Genomic DNA, 12,726 nt, shown 5'->3' with positions numbered 1-12,726 from the left:
TGCGAGCACCACTGCTGGATCCGCTGCGATGGGCGTGACTCGTGTTGTTCTGCCTGCTGCCCTGCTGATCGCGGCACTTCCAGCGGGTCCAAGCCCAGCTGCGCCCGCAACCTGCCCAATCAGCACTGGACGCTTCGCCGTGTGGGGAGCCGGAGTGATCGAGGGCAGCAAGACCCCGACGGCGCGGCTGATGGAGGAGCGCTGGCTCCCAAATGGACGCGTCGAGGGTCTGCTGGTGGAGCGACTCGGTTCCCAGGAGCGCCGCAGCGCCTACCGGGGCCAGCGCAGCATCGGCAGCAACTGCGTCGCGGTGATTGAGCGTCAGCTGCCTTGGGGCCTGGACCGCAGCGAGGTGGTCCTCGATGGCCGCGGTCGCCCCGTCTATGGCTTGATCCGCAGCACAGGGCGGGTGATCAGCAGCAGCTGGCTGCCGATGGCCACGGGCCGCTGCAACAACGCCAACCTCAATGGGCTAGTGGTTAGCCGTCAGATGGGCCTCAGCCAAGTCAGCGGAGGCTGGAGCCCCAACGCCGTTGTGCAGCGGGAGCAGTGGAAGAACGGCAGCGTGGAGGGGATCGCCCTCTCGAGCTACGGCGGCAACAGCGAAACCGCGAGCTACAGCGGCCAGCTGACCCTGAATCCCAGGAGCTGCTGGGGAACGATCCAGGAAACCGATCAGACCGGACGGAGTTACAACTACAGCGCGCTAATCGTCAATGGCCGCCGCAGCAACGGTGCCCGCGGCTACCTCTATCTGCAACGGGATCCCGGAGACCTGACGGTGGGCTGGCTGGTGCGCGACTAGGCCGCCAGCACCTTGGCAATCACAGCAGCCTGATCAAAGCCCAACTCCCGCATGCGCCCGAGTGCGGCCTCTGCGCGGAAGGCCGGGAGGGCGGCCAGCAGGGGTCCACAGGTTTGTGGATCGATCCACAACTGCTGATCAACAGCGGTAGCCGGAGCGCTCAACTGCACGCAGCCGCCGCGATCCAACTGGGCCAGAGCCCGGGCATTGGAGGGGGCCAGGGTGCTGGCCTGCCCCTGCTCCAATAGGGCTCGCGCACCGGGGAGGGCAGCAATGGCGCCGGGATTCAACTCCACCACTTGGCCGGCTCCAAGCATTTCAATGAGGTGGCCAAGCAACCCAAAGCCCGTGACATCGGTGCAGGCGCTGCAGCCGTAAGCCCGCAACAGCTCCACCAGGGGAGCTTGGTTTTGCTGCATCGTCTCCAAAGCGGCGTCAATCCACTGGGGCTTGGCGACCCCAGCCATCGCCGCAGCAAACAGCACCCCCGTACCAATCGGCCGCGTCAAGATCAAAACCTGATCGCCCTGCAGGGGCCCTTTGGGCCAGTGCTGATCTGGGGCCACTAATCCATTAACGCTCAGGCTCAAGCCCAAACCAGCGCCATCGCGTCCCTCAAGGGTGTGACCACCGAGCAAGGGCACCCCCAGGGGATCCAGAACGGAGCGCACACCGGCCAAGGTCTGGAACAACAGTTCCTGCTGCACCGAGGCGGCGGACTCAGGCAAGGTGACCAGGGCTTGAACGCTCTGCAGCTGAGCGCCGCAAGCCCAAAGATCGCTGCTGGCATGCAGGGTGGTCAGCCGGGCATTCAGCCACGGGTCATCCACCAGGGCAGGGAAGCCATCGAGGCTCTGCAACAGCAGATCTCCGCTTCGAGTGGGCGCCAGGACCGCGGCATCCTCCGGCGGTGGGCAATGCCCCTCAGGCTGTAGGCGGGCAAGGGCCCCCTGCAGCGGATCGGCGGCCACCTTGGCGGCACAGCCCCGGCAGGCCATCTCCTCCCCATCACCCATGGCAGCGCCCCGGGCAAACCCCTCCATGAAGCGTCGGTCGATCCGCTGCTTCCAGCGCCAAAGCCAGCGGGAGGGCCCCAGTGACCAGGACCCATAGAACGCCACCGCCCGGGTGCCTCCATCCCCCAGCAACTGCAGCGCGCGAGCCTGGGGGTGCCAAGGCCTGAGCCCTCGCCCGGGCTGCTCCAGGCTGCGTTTGAGATTGACCGCCAGCAGCGGCGCTGCGCGCACGGCCCAGACCCCCGAGGCAGGCCGAGGATCGCGACGGAGCAGGCCGCAATCCCCGGAGGCGAACACGCGGGGATGGCCCTCCACCGCCAGGCTTGGCTCAGTCCAGATCCTGCCCGTCACGGGGTCGCAGGGCAGACCACTGGCCACCAACCAGGGCGGTGCCTGAGAGCCGGTGCAGGCCAAATCAGCAGGCATCTCGGGGCCCACACCACGGCTCAGAGGAACCCCCGCCTCGGCCAGCAGGAGCTCCCCAGCGCGGTTGGCAGCCGGTGATCCCAGGTGCAACTGCTCACCCCGCAAGAGCAGCTTGGGCTGGTGGCCCCGGGCCCGGAGCGCCAAGGCCAACTCCACCGCCGCGGCCCCGCCCCCACGAATCAGCAGCGAAGCCGGGGCCTGCTCGAGCCAACGCAGAAACGGCTCCAACGGCTTGACGCCGAGCTGGCCCTCGGCATCCCTGGTCTGACAACCCACATCGAGGCTGAGGCGATCGAACGCAAGCGGCGGCCTGCCCTTGAGCAACAGCTGCGAACGCGGCAGATCAATGCCCGTGATTTCAGCCCGCACGAAGGCCACAGCTGCTCGATTGCAGAGATCGCGAAGATCAATGGCGCACTCGCCTGGACCGTAGAGGCGCGCCACCAGGCCTGGCACCATCCCGGAATAGAGGGCGGTGCTGCCGCGATTGACCAGCACCACCGCTGTGTCCTTGGGCTTGAGCTGAGGGCGCATCAACCAGCGCCGCAGCAGCAGGACATGGCTGTGGCCACCCCCGGCTAACAGCAGCAGCTGACGTGGATGGCTCAAGGCCGGTTCTGGGCCGCCGCACCCAGATCTAGACCCTTGGTTTCGATGCGATAGATCCAGGTCACAGCAGCCCCCACCAGGGACGAGAGCACCAGCAGCGGCAGCAGCCGTTGGGTGCCCCATTGCGCCAACAAGACCGGGAAAAGAAAGGCCGTGAGAACCGCGCCCACCTTGCCGGCGGCGGCCGCCACACCAGCCCCTAATCCCCGTAGATGCGTGGGGAAGAGCTCCCCCGCTAACAGATAGGTCTGGGCATTGGGCCCGACGTTGGTCATGAATTGGAACAGGACAAAGCCGCAGAGGATCAGGGGAAGGCTCTGCCCCCAGGGCCCATCACCGGAGCCCAGAGCCGCTAAAGCCAGCCCCAAGGCGCAGCCGATAAAACCGATCACCTGCTGGGGGATTCGTCCCCAGCGATCCGCCAGGGCAATGGCCACAGCGATGCCCGCCACAAAGGCCAGATCCACCAGCGCCGCCCCTTTGGCGCCCAGCAGGTCGTCGTGAATCACGGCACTGACCGTATGCCCGCCCATCGCCGTGCCGAAGAAGGCACCGATGATCACAGGGGTAAAAATCCCGATGCCATAGGTGGAGATGTCCTGGAGGAACCAGGGCACCGAAGAGAGCACCGTGGCCCGGAGCAGTCGCCCTTGGAACAGCTCCCTCCAGGAGCCGTTGCCCGGGGAGGAGACCTCAGCGGGCCTGAGCTCCACATCGGAGCGGTTCAACAGCAATCCCAGTTGCTGCTCGGCGCCCTGTAGATCACCGCGGGAGGCCAACCAATGGCTGCTCTCCGGTAGGAGCAAGCGGCCCCAAGCCACCAGGGCTACCGGAATCACGGGATAGAGGTAAAAACTGCGCCAGGCCTGCAGTTCGGGGCGCAGCAGCAACACCCCAATCCCCAGGGCTGTGGCCGCCAGGGCCCCCAGGGCCTGAAAGCTGAAGGCCCCCAAAACCAAACGACCACGAATGGCGGAGGGGATCGATTCGGAGATCACCAGATGGGCCGTGGGATAGTCCGCCCCCAGGGCCACACCCACCAGCAACAGACAGCTAAGGAGTAGGCCAAAGCTGGGACTGAAGGCCGCGCCGACCAAGCCGAGCAGCAGCAGCAGCATCTCGGTAATGAAGACCGGTTTGCGCCCCCAGCGATCCGCCAGGCCGCCCAGCACCAAGGCACCGATCAAGATCCCCAACAGAGGAGCCGCCGTCAGCAGACCGCCCTCGGCGGCGCTCAGGGCAAATTCCTCATGGACCAGCGGCAGGGCGATGCCGCCGATGAAGACCACGAACCCCTCGAAGAACTTGCCCGCCGAGGCCAAGACCCAGACCAGCCACTGCATCGAGGAGAGGGGCGGCCCCGCCAGGCCTTCGCCACTGGACCAGCGGGGAACTTCGTCGATATAGGCCTGAACCTGGCGCCGTTCCATCTAGGCAATCTGGCTCAGGAATTGCCGCGTGCGCTGGTGTTGCGGTGCGCTGAAGAACTGCTCGGGCGGAGCAATCTCAACCACTTCCCCCTCGGCCATCAACACCACCCGGCTGGCCACCTGACGAGCGAAACGCACCTCATGGGTGACCACCACCATGGTCATCCCATCGCGGGCCAGCTCCTGCATCACCTCCAGCACCTCCTGCACCATCTCGGGATCGAGGGCGCTGGTGGGTTCATCGAAGAGCATCACCCGCGGCTCCATACACAACGATCGGGCGATCGCGACCCGCTGCTGCTGACCGCCAGAGAGCTGGCCGGGATACTTGTCGGCCTGCTCACGGATATTCACGCGCTCCAGCAGGTCCAAGGCCTCCTGCTCCACTTCGGCCTTGTCCCGCTTGCGCACCAGCACCGGTGCGAGGCAGAGGTTCTCGAGAACCGTCAGATGGGGGAACAGATTGAACTGTTGAAAGACCATCCCCACCTCACGGCGGATCGCATCGATGTTGCGGACGTCATCGGAGAGCGCCATCCCATCGACGACGATCGATCCCGCCTGGAAATCCTCGAGGGCGTTGAAGGTGCGAATGAACGTGCTCTTACCGGAGCCGGAGGGCCCCATGATCACCACCACCTCACCGCGATAGACGCTCAGGTCCACACCGCGAAGGGCGTGGTAGCCGTTGGGGTACCACTTCTCGACCCCGCGGGCCTCGATGATCAGGTCGCGATCCGTCATGGGGAGACTCAGGCGGGTTGAGGGTTGGGATTCAGGCGGGTTTCCAGGGCGCGGCTCCCCAAACCCAAGGCCGCGCAGCAGCACCAAAACAGCACCGCCAGCACGAGATACACCTCGGCGTCCTTCCCGAGGAAAGCAGGGTTGGCCATCACCGCCCGGGCCGTGCCCAGCAGCTCAAACAAACCGATCAGCGAGAGCAAGGTGGTGTCCTGCAGCAGGTTGATGAACTGCCCGACCATGGCCGGCAAGGCCACCCGCAGGGCCTGGGGCAAGACCACCTTGAGCATGGCCTGATGAACCGGCAAGCCCAGGGCGCGGGCTGCCTCCATCTGCCCCGGGGGCAAGGCCACCAACCCCGACCGCACGGCTTCGGCGACATAGGCCGCCGCAAAGAAGGTCAGCACCCAAGCCGCGCGCCAGACCCGATCCGGAGTGAAGCCACCTGGCAGCAAGAGCCCCAGGATGTTCTGGCCGAGAAACAGCAGGGTGATCAGCGGCGCCCCGCGGATGAACTCGATGTAGATCACCGAGAGCCAACGCAGCAGCGGCAAGCGGCTGCGCCGGCCGAGGGCGAGCAGCACGCCCAAAGGGAAGCAAAGCAGGATCGCGAAGCTGGCCTCGATCAAGGTCAACAGCAGCCCACCCCAACGGGAAGGGGAAACCGCGGGCAGACCGAAGCCCCCCGCGATCAAGGTCATGCCCACCACGTAGAGGAACGGCCAGATCAAGGGCCAGCCCCGACGCAGCAAAGCAGGTAGGGCTGCCCCAAAGCGCCCGGCCAACCAACGGCAAGAGAGCAACAGAGTCGTGACCAGCCACCAGCGCAGGGCGATGGCGGAGCTCAGCTGAAGGAACAGCGGCAAGAGCCCCGCCAGACCCGCCAGCAGCGCAACGGCCAAACGATCATTGCCCGGCCAGAGCACGGCCCGACGATCGGGGCGAGGCAAAGCACGCAGCAGTCCCCAACTCAAGCCCGTGGCACCCGCCAGGAGGGTCGTGAGCAACCACAGGCGCCACTGCTGATCAAGCGGATAGCGGCCAATGGCGAACAGGGTGCTGTTGACCTGAATCACCGCCCACTGGGCTTTGAAGACCAGCCACTGGATCAAGGCATGGCCACCGGCCAACAGGGCGGCCAGCAGCAGGGCCGTGATCAGGCCATCGAGGGGAGACGCGAAGAAGGCGGCCCGCAGGCGCTGCAGTTGGGAGGAGCGCTCCATCAGCGACTCCTCATCTGGACAGCCCGGTTCAGCCCGTTCATCAGAGCGGAGATCACCAGATCAATCGCCAAGTAGGCCCCCAGCAGGATCACCATGACCTCCACAGCTCGCCCGGTCTGGTTCAAGGTCGTCTCCGCCACGGAATAGAGATCGGCGTAGCCGCAGGCGATGGCCAGCGAAGAGCTCTTAGCCAGGGAGATGTACTGATTATTCAGACCTGGAACGATCACCGGCAGGGCCTGGGGCAGGACCACCCGGCGCAGGGTTTGCAGAGGGCTGAAGCCCAGCGATCGGGCGGCCTCCCACTGCCCCTTGGGCACCGAGGCAATCCCTCCCCGCACCACCTCCGAGATAAAGGCCGAGATGTAGACGATCAAGCCAGTCAGGAGGGCGGCGAACTCAACGCTCAGACGAATCGGTGCCTGCCAAACCCCATTCACCAACTCGGGCATCCCCAGGTAGAGGCCCGACTGCGCCAACACCAGCCCCGGCCACTGAATCGCCTGGGCCCCACCCGGCAGGGAGAGAAAGACCACGAAATACCAGAACACCAACTGCAGCAGCAGGGGAATATTGCGGATCAGCTCGACGTAGACCCGCGCCAGGCCCCTCAGCAAGGCGTTGCCACTAAAGGAGGCCACCCCAACGGCAGTACCGACGATCGAAGCGCCGATCAAACCAAGAACGACAACACGCAAGGTGTTGACCAGTCCCGCCAGCAGCGCCCACCAGTAGGGCTGCTCTGCACTGAAGGGCAACCAACTGCCGGAGATGTCAAAACCGGCGGGGTTGCCGATCCAGCGCCAGGTCAGCAGCAAACCGGCCGAGGCCAGGTTCTGCACCAAGTTCCCCAGCAGGAAAGCCACCAGGACCAGCACCAGCAGACCGACCGCGGCCTGAACCAACCAGGGGATCAGGCGGCGGTTGCGCCACCAAGGCGTGACCGACTCAGCCATCAGCGGAAGGGCGGCGAATAGATCAGGCCGCCATCGGTCCACTGGCGATTGGTGCCCCGCTCCAGATCGATGCTGGTGTTCACGCCCAAGTTGCGATCAAAGATCTCGCCGTAATTGCCCACGGCCTTGATCACCTGAACGACGAAATCAGCCGGCAAGCCAAGCTGCTGGCCCAACTGGCCATCCACCCCGAGAAAACGCCGCAGATCGGCCTGGTTGCTGTCGGCCTGGGCCTCAGCGAGCTTGGCCTCGACGTTGGCCTGGGTGATGCCGGATTCTTCCGCCTGCATCAGGGCAAAGGCGATCCAACGCACCGCATCGGCCCAGGCCGGATCACCGTTCACTGTGGCCATGGCCAAGGGTTCTTTGCTCAGGTCGCCGGCAAGCAGGACGTGGGCCTTGGGGTCGGGAAAGCTGCTGCGTTTGGCGGCCAGCAGAGCTCGATCACTGGTGACCGCCACACATCGGCCCTGGAGATAGGCCCCGTAGGTCTGGCCGTCGTTTTGAAACTTCAGCGGCATATAGGCGGCGTTGAGCTCCCGCATCCGATCCGCCAGGTTTAATTCCGTGGTGGTCCCGGTGGTCACGCAGATCGGCTTGCCGGCCAGCTGCTTCAAGGAGGTGATGCCGCTGCCCGCGTTCACCATCACGGCCTGACCGCCATAGAAATGGACCGGCGCAAAACTCAGGGCGTTGCCCCCTGCCGCATCGCGGCTGAGGGTCATGGTGGTGCTGCGGGAGAGCAGATCCACTTCGCCGCTATTGACCGCCGCAAAGCGCTCACTGGCGCTGAGATCGCGGAATTCCACCTTGGCGGGATCGCCGAGCACTCCAGCGGCGACCGCCCGGCAGAGGTCCACCTCAAAGCCCTGGTAGCGGCCATCAGGGGCGACAAAGCTGAAGCCCGGCAACTTGCCGTCGACGCCGCAGACCAATTCACCGCGGGCCTTCAGCGCAGCGAGCTTTTGGCTTTGCACCCCCGAACCTTCAACGGCACAACCCGTGAGGGCCAGGCCAGCGAGCAGGGGCAGCGATCGGATGACCTTGCCGCTGAGCGAAGGGGAAAAGGGCATCAACCAGGGCTCATTTCGCGAATTGTGCCACCGGTCCTCCAATGAGGCCTGAGCCTGCCACTGGTTTTTTCATTCGGCTGCTCTGAACGCGAACGAGTGCCCCACAACGTCGCCGAAACAGCGGCCTAGGGTCACCCCATCTATCGCTGCACCCAACGCTTCGATGAGTTCGATCAAGCGCCTGAGCTGGGCCATTGAGAACGTCTTTGAACGCTGGCTCTGGAAATTCCGATTAATCGCGATCGTGCCCGTGGTGATGAGCCTGCTGGGCAGCGGCGCCACCTTCATCAGCGGCACTTCAGAGATCTGGCACTCCATGGGCCTACTGCTTGATGCCTCCCCGGACGACAGCCGCACGGTGGCTCTGCTGCTTGGGGAGCTGGTGGGCGGCGTCGATCTGTATCTGATCGGGATCGCCCTGATGATCTTTGGCTATGGCGTCTACGAGCTGCTGATCTCTGACATCGAGGCGGCCCGCAGCCCTGGCGCCGGCGGCAACGGACTGCTGGACATCCGCAGCCTGGATGTCCTGAAGGAAAAGTTGGTGAAGGTGATCCTGGTGGCCTTGATCGTGGCCGCCTTTAAGTCGATGTTGATCTTCCCGATCGACAACACCACCAATCTGTTGGTCTTCTCCGGCTCGGTGCTACTGCTGGCCCTCTCGGCCTACCTGGTCTCCGGTGGTCCAAACCGATCCACCTGGAACCAGCCCAGGGAGACCCCCTTTGAGTAGAGCACTGTTGTGTAAAACGAAGGGATGACCAGCACCCTCTCGATCCGCACGCCAGACGACTGGCATCTCCACCTGCGCGATGGGGAGATGCTGCAGGCGGTGGTCGGCCACACGGCGCGGCAATTCGCCCGGGCCATCGTGATGCCCAACCTCAAGCCACCCATCACCACGGTGGAGCAGGCCAAGGCCTACCGCGATCGGATCACGGCCGCCCTGAGGGCCAGCCAAGGGGCTGACGCCGCAGCAGGTTTCACGCCGCTGATGACCGCCTACCTGACGGAAACCATCAACCCCGCCGAGCTCGAGCTGGGCTACGGCGAAGGGGTCTTCAGCGCCGCCAAGCTCTATCCCGCCGGCGCGACCACCAACTCCGATGCCGGGGTGCGCGATCTCGGCAACATCCAATCCGTGCTGGAGACGATGGAGCGGATTGGCATGCCGTTGCTGATCCACGGCGAGGTCACCGATCCAGCCGTTGACATCTTTGATCGCGAGGCGGTCTTCATCGAGCAGCAGCTCATCCCCCTGCTCCAGCGCCATCCGGGCTTGAAGGTGGTGCTCGAGCACATCACCACCGCCGACGCGGCGGACTTCGTGGCCACCGGACCCGACAACCTGGCGGCGACGATCACGCCGCACCACCTGCACATCAACCGCAACGCCCTCTTCCAAGGGGGCCTGCGGCCGGACTTCTACTGCCTGCCGATCGCCAAACGGGAACGGCATCGCCTCGCCCTGCGGGCGGCGGCCACCGGCGGCAGCAGCAAGTTCTTCCTGGGCACCGATTCAGCGCCCCACCCGAGGGGATCGAAGGAATCGGCCTGCGGCTGCGCCGGGATCTACAACGCACCGTTTGCCATCGAGAGCTACGCCCAAGTCTTCGAAGAAGAGGGGGTGCTCGATCGCCTCGAGGCCTTCGCCAGCGTGCATGGCCCGACTTTCTACGGGCTCCCGCTCAACACGGGCACGATTGCACTGGAACGCAGCGGCAGCAACGACTCGATTCCAGGCCTGATGGAGCTCGAGAACGGCAGCACGACTCCCACAACCCTGGTGCCATTTCACGCCGGTGAAGCACTGAATTGGCGCCTCAATCAGGCCCAATGGCACACAAAAGCGGCGTAAAGAGCTCGCAATCTTTCAAAGACAGCCAAGACAAACCTGCCTACTTTCGACGCGGCTGCGTGAATCACGCGCTTCTCCCACAGTCCGCCCGAACCACCTGTCTCTTGTAAAGGCGCCCGCCCTGGGCATCTAGAGGTTTGCAAACGGCCAGAACAAAGAACACTGGAAACAGGCATCCGATAGCGATAACAGCACCATCATGCGCGCCGTTTACCAGCAGGTTCTGGGCGGACAGCATGTGATGAAGAGCGATCGACTCGAAGGCAGCGAGTCGCTCTTCCGGAACGGCTACCTGAACGTGCGGGAATTCGTGCGCCTCGTGGCCAAGAGCGCCCAGTACCGCGCCCGGTTCTTCGAGAACTGCAACCCCTATCGCTTCATCGAGCTCAACCACAAGCACCTGTTGGGCCGCGCTCCTCACAACAAAGAGGAGATGCTCCACCACTTCACGATCCTGCAGGAGCAGGGCTACGACGCGGAGATCGACTCCTACATCGATAGCGCCGAATACAACCGCAATTTCGGCAACCACCGCGTTCCCCACATGCATGGCTGGGGCTATTCGATTGGCCATGAAGGCCGGCAGTTCTCCTATCTGATGTAACTGGCCCGCGGCGCCGCCGCCTCGGTGAAGGGCGACCGCAACGGCACCCAGTTCAAGCTGGGCCAAGCCCTGCACCAGAACCGTCCGATCCCCGTCAGCGGTGCCCTCCACCCCGATCCGGACCCCCAGCGCGGCTCAGTACGCCCACATCTCCACCGACGGTCCCTTCAGCGCAGCCGTCTCGTCCGGCAGTGATCTGCCGAGCGGCGACCTGCCCAGCACCCGCCGCATCGATGGCACACCCGCCTACGGCTTCCGCAGCAATGATTTGCTGGTCTCCGCTCCGAATGCCGGTGCAGCGGACGGCAGCCGCGTGGTCACGATCACCGCGACCGGCATCGCCAACAACCGCTTCATCCGCCACGGCGCCTACACCACCCGGGTGCCCTACAGCCGGATGAACGAGGCGCTGCAGCGCATCCTGCGCCAAGGCGGCCGCGTCGTCAGCGTCGTCGTCAGTGGTGATGGCAACACCGCCGCACCGGCACCCGCCGCCGAAGCACCGGATCAAGAGGAGAAGCCCAAAGCCAAGGGCCGCGGCCGCTCCAAGGGCTGAGCTGTCCAGCTCAGTGAATGCCAGCCCCCCGGCCCAGCGGCCGGGGGTTTTTCATGGCGATTGCCGCCAAGATGGGGCCACCTTTTCGGACGCCACGGTGATCGCGCGCGGCCTCGCCACTGGATCCCTGGGCTGCCTGCTGGGACTGCTGCTTGGGGCGGGCGCGTGGGCAGGCGAAGTCGACACGCCCACCGCGGAAGCCTCGGCTGATCAGCCCTTCAGCCTGCAGCAGGCACTGAAGCTGCCGGATTGGCTGCGCGTCTCGATCAGTTACACCGCCGAGCCCATGGCCAACCCGATCGGCGGCGCGGCGCAGACATCGGCCTGGATCCAAGACACCGACCTCGATCTCCAGGTCGGAGCTGGCCTGGGCAAGGCCTCCACGGACTGGGTCGAGCTGGACCACTGGAGCCTGAATCTCAACGTCAACCACGTCGCCGGCGACGTCAGCTATGCCGGCCGGATTGGCGCCTTCCTCGCCCCACAAACCCTGGCCTACCCCACCGGGTTCTACCCCACGGAACTCTCGCTGGAGCGTGACGCCGGAACCAGTTGGATCGGGCTACGCGCTGGTGTCATCCCGATCAATAGCGATTTCGACGGGACCTTAATGACGGCCCCGATCCTCGATAGCTATGTGCACTCGGCCCTGAACAACACCTACAACATCTATGCGGGGAACATTCCGGTTACGCCCTTCTCTGCCCTCGCGGCACGGCTGGATCTGCATCCCCACGAGAGCCTCGCCGTCTACTACGGCTGGTTTGACCTGAAAACAGCGATCCCCGTGATCACCTCCCTGGGGGCGCCGGTGAACCTCACACCCACCAAGGTCGGCGATGCCCACATCCTGCAGCTGAACTACACGCCAAAGGGTGCCGTTGCCGCCACCCCCACCTTGCCCGCTGAGCTGTTGTCGGTGGGGGGCTTCACCACGGACTTCCAGGGCGAAGGCGTCTATGGAAGCGCGACCTGGAAGAGCGGATTACGCCTGGGACTCGATGATCGGGTCTGGATTGGCGCGGCCTACTCGCCGAACTTCAGCCTGAACCAGGCCCCCAGCTTCATCGGCGGTGGCGTGGTGGTCCAAGGCGTCGTCCCCAACCGCCCCCAGGACCTGCTGATCCTGGGGGGCAGCCACGCCGGCCTGAGCTCCAGTGCACCACCGGCCTATCCCAACCGGCCCTATGAGGGCGTCCTGGAATTGGGCTACCGGCTGCAGCTCAATCCCAACCTGAATCTGCAACCCACCCTGCAGTGGATCTTCGATCCAAGCGGGCGCGAACAACCCACCCCAGGGATCCTGACCACCAGCGTCCAGATCAGTCTGAGCTTGTGAGACGACCTGAGGCCATCGCCTGGAGCAGGGCGCGGTGGTCCTCTTCCACCTGATCGCTGTAGGCCATAGCAAAGCTGGCCATGGCCCAAT

12 protein-coding genes are annotated in these 12,726 nt (G+C 64.9%); 6 read left to right on the top strand and 6 right to left on the bottom strand.

Translation table 11 applies throughout. The features are described 5' to 3' along the window. Nucleotides 1–28 precede the first annotated feature (28 nt). A complete protein-coding gene (locus ACLM42_RS03430; protein WP_415399732.1) occupies nucleotides 29–805 on the top strand; it encodes a hypothetical protein in 777 nt (258 codons plus the stop codon). Here the strand turns inward: ACLM42_RS03430 and selD are convergent. The 6 genes from selD to ACLM42_RS03400 are packed head-to-tail and all read right to left on the bottom strand — an operon-like array spanning nucleotide 802 to nucleotide 8,279. Beyond that, nucleotides 802–2,856 carry a selenide, water dikinase SelD gene (gene selD, locus ACLM42_RS03425; RefSeq protein ID WP_415399730.1) on the bottom strand — a complete coding sequence of 685 codons (2,055 nt, stop codon included), beginning with the start codon at nucleotides 2,854–2,856 and terminating at the stop codon, nucleotides 802–804. The genes ACLM42_RS03430 and selD overlap by 4 nt on opposite strands. Continuing rightward, nucleotides 2,853–4,286, bottom strand: coding sequence for an MFS transporter (locus ACLM42_RS03420; protein ID WP_247911325.1), 1,434 nt, complete (start codon nucleotides 4,284–4,286; stop codon nucleotides 2,853–2,855). Before ACLM42_RS03420 ends, selD begins: the two co-directional genes overlap by 4 nt. Beyond that, on the bottom strand, nucleotides 4,287–5,030 hold the full coding sequence (locus ACLM42_RS03415) for an amino acid ABC transporter ATP-binding protein (protein ID WP_305852211.1): 744 nt from the start codon (nucleotides 5,028–5,030) through the stop codon (nucleotides 4,287–4,289). A gap of 8 nt (nucleotides 5,031–5,038) precedes the next feature. Next, a complete protein-coding gene (locus tag ACLM42_RS03410; RefSeq protein ID WP_247911326.1) occupies nucleotides 5,039–6,250 on the bottom strand; it encodes an amino acid ABC transporter permease in 1,212 nt (403 codons plus the stop codon). Further along, nucleotides 6,250–7,206: an ABC transporter permease subunit gene (locus tag ACLM42_RS03405; protein ID WP_415399726.1), complete on the bottom strand. Its 957-nt coding sequence runs from the start codon at nucleotides 7,204–7,206 to the stop codon at nucleotides 6,250–6,252. Before ACLM42_RS03405 ends, ACLM42_RS03410 begins: the two co-directional genes overlap by 1 nt. Continuing rightward, entirely contained in the window at nucleotides 7,206–8,279 is a 1,074-nt protein-coding gene (locus ACLM42_RS03400) for an amino acid ABC transporter substrate-binding protein (protein ID WP_415399724.1), read from the bottom strand. Before ACLM42_RS03400 ends, ACLM42_RS03405 begins: the two co-directional genes overlap by 1 nt. Nucleotides 8,280–8,442: 163 nt before the next feature. Here ACLM42_RS03400 and ACLM42_RS03395 point away from each other — a divergent pair, with 163 nt between their 5' ends. The 5 genes from ACLM42_RS03395 (at nucleotide 8,443) to ACLM42_RS03375 (ending at nucleotide 12,636) form a co-directional block, all read left to right on the top strand. Next, nucleotides 8,443–9,012, top strand: a complete 570-nt coding sequence (locus tag ACLM42_RS03395; RefSeq protein ID WP_010317753.1) for a YqhA family protein — start codon at nucleotides 8,443–8,445, stop codon at nucleotides 9,010–9,012. Between the two features lie 24 nt (nucleotides 9,013–9,036). Beyond that, the gene (gene pyrC / locus ACLM42_RS03390; protein WP_415399722.1) at nucleotides 9,037–10,137 is read left to right on the top strand and encodes a dihydroorotase; all 1,101 of its coding nucleotides are present in this window, start codon (nucleotides 9,037–9,039) and stop codon (nucleotides 10,135–10,137) included. Nucleotides 10,138–10,336: 199 nt separating this feature from the next. Next, a complete protein-coding gene (locus ACLM42_RS03385) occupies nucleotides 10,337–10,741 on the top strand; it encodes a phycobilisome rod-core linker polypeptide (protein WP_415399721.1) in 405 nt (134 codons plus the stop codon). A gap of 100 nt (nucleotides 10,742–10,841) precedes the next feature. Beyond that, complete coding sequence (locus ACLM42_RS03380; protein ID WP_415399720.1) at nucleotides 10,842–11,297, top strand: phycobilisome linker polypeptide; 456 nt, start codon at nucleotides 10,842–10,844, stop codon at nucleotides 11,295–11,297. A gap of 13 nt (nucleotides 11,298–11,310) precedes the next feature. Next, nucleotides 11,311–12,636, top strand: a complete 1,326-nt coding sequence (locus ACLM42_RS03375) for a carbohydrate porin (protein ID WP_415399719.1) — start codon at nucleotides 11,311–11,313, stop codon at nucleotides 12,634–12,636. Nucleotides 12,637–12,726: the final 90 nt, after the last annotated feature.

Source organism: Synechococcus sp. W4D4, from assembly GCF_047716805.1.
Lineage (GTDB): Bacteria > Cyanobacteriota > Cyanobacteriia > PCC-6307 > Cyanobiaceae > Vulcanococcus.
Note: the sequence above shows the minus strand (reverse complement) of the source record. Positions and strands in the feature narration are given on the sequence as shown.

What these genes read in the sequence shown, in the direction of transcription:
- ACLM42_RS03430 (WP_415399732.1), top strand. Translation starts at nt 29, where the DNA reads ATGGGCGTGACTCGTGTTGTTCTGCCTGCTGCCCTGCTGATCGCGGCA.
- ACLM42_RS03420 (WP_247911325.1), bottom strand. Translation starts at nt 4,286, where the DNA reads ATGGAACGGCGCCAGGTTCAGGCCTATATCGACGAAGTTCCCCGCTGG.
- ACLM42_RS03415 (WP_305852211.1), bottom strand. Translation starts at nt 5,030, where the DNA reads ATGACGGATCGCGACCTGATCATCGAGGCCCGCGGGGTCGAGAAGTGG.
- ACLM42_RS03410 (WP_247911326.1), bottom strand. Translation starts at nt 6,250, where the DNA reads ATGGAGCGCTCCTCCCAACTGCAGCGCCTGCGGGCCGCCTTCTTCGCG.
- ACLM42_RS03405 (WP_415399726.1), bottom strand. Translation starts at nt 7,206, where the DNA reads ATGGCTGAGTCGGTCACGCCTTGGTGGCGCAACCGCCGCCTGATCCCC.
- ACLM42_RS03400 (WP_415399724.1), bottom strand. Translation starts at nt 8,279, where the DNA reads ATGCCCTTTTCCCCTTCGCTCAGCGGCAAGGTCATCCGATCGCTGCCC.
- ACLM42_RS03395 (WP_010317753.1), top strand. Translation starts at nt 8,443, where the DNA reads ATGAGTTCGATCAAGCGCCTGAGCTGGGCCATTGAGAACGTCTTTGAA.
- pyrC (WP_415399722.1), top strand. Translation starts at nt 9,037, where the DNA reads ATGACCAGCACCCTCTCGATCCGCACGCCAGACGACTGGCATCTCCAC.
- ACLM42_RS03385 (WP_415399721.1), top strand. Translation starts at nt 10,337, where the DNA reads ATGCGCGCCGTTTACCAGCAGGTTCTGGGCGGACAGCATGTGATGAAG.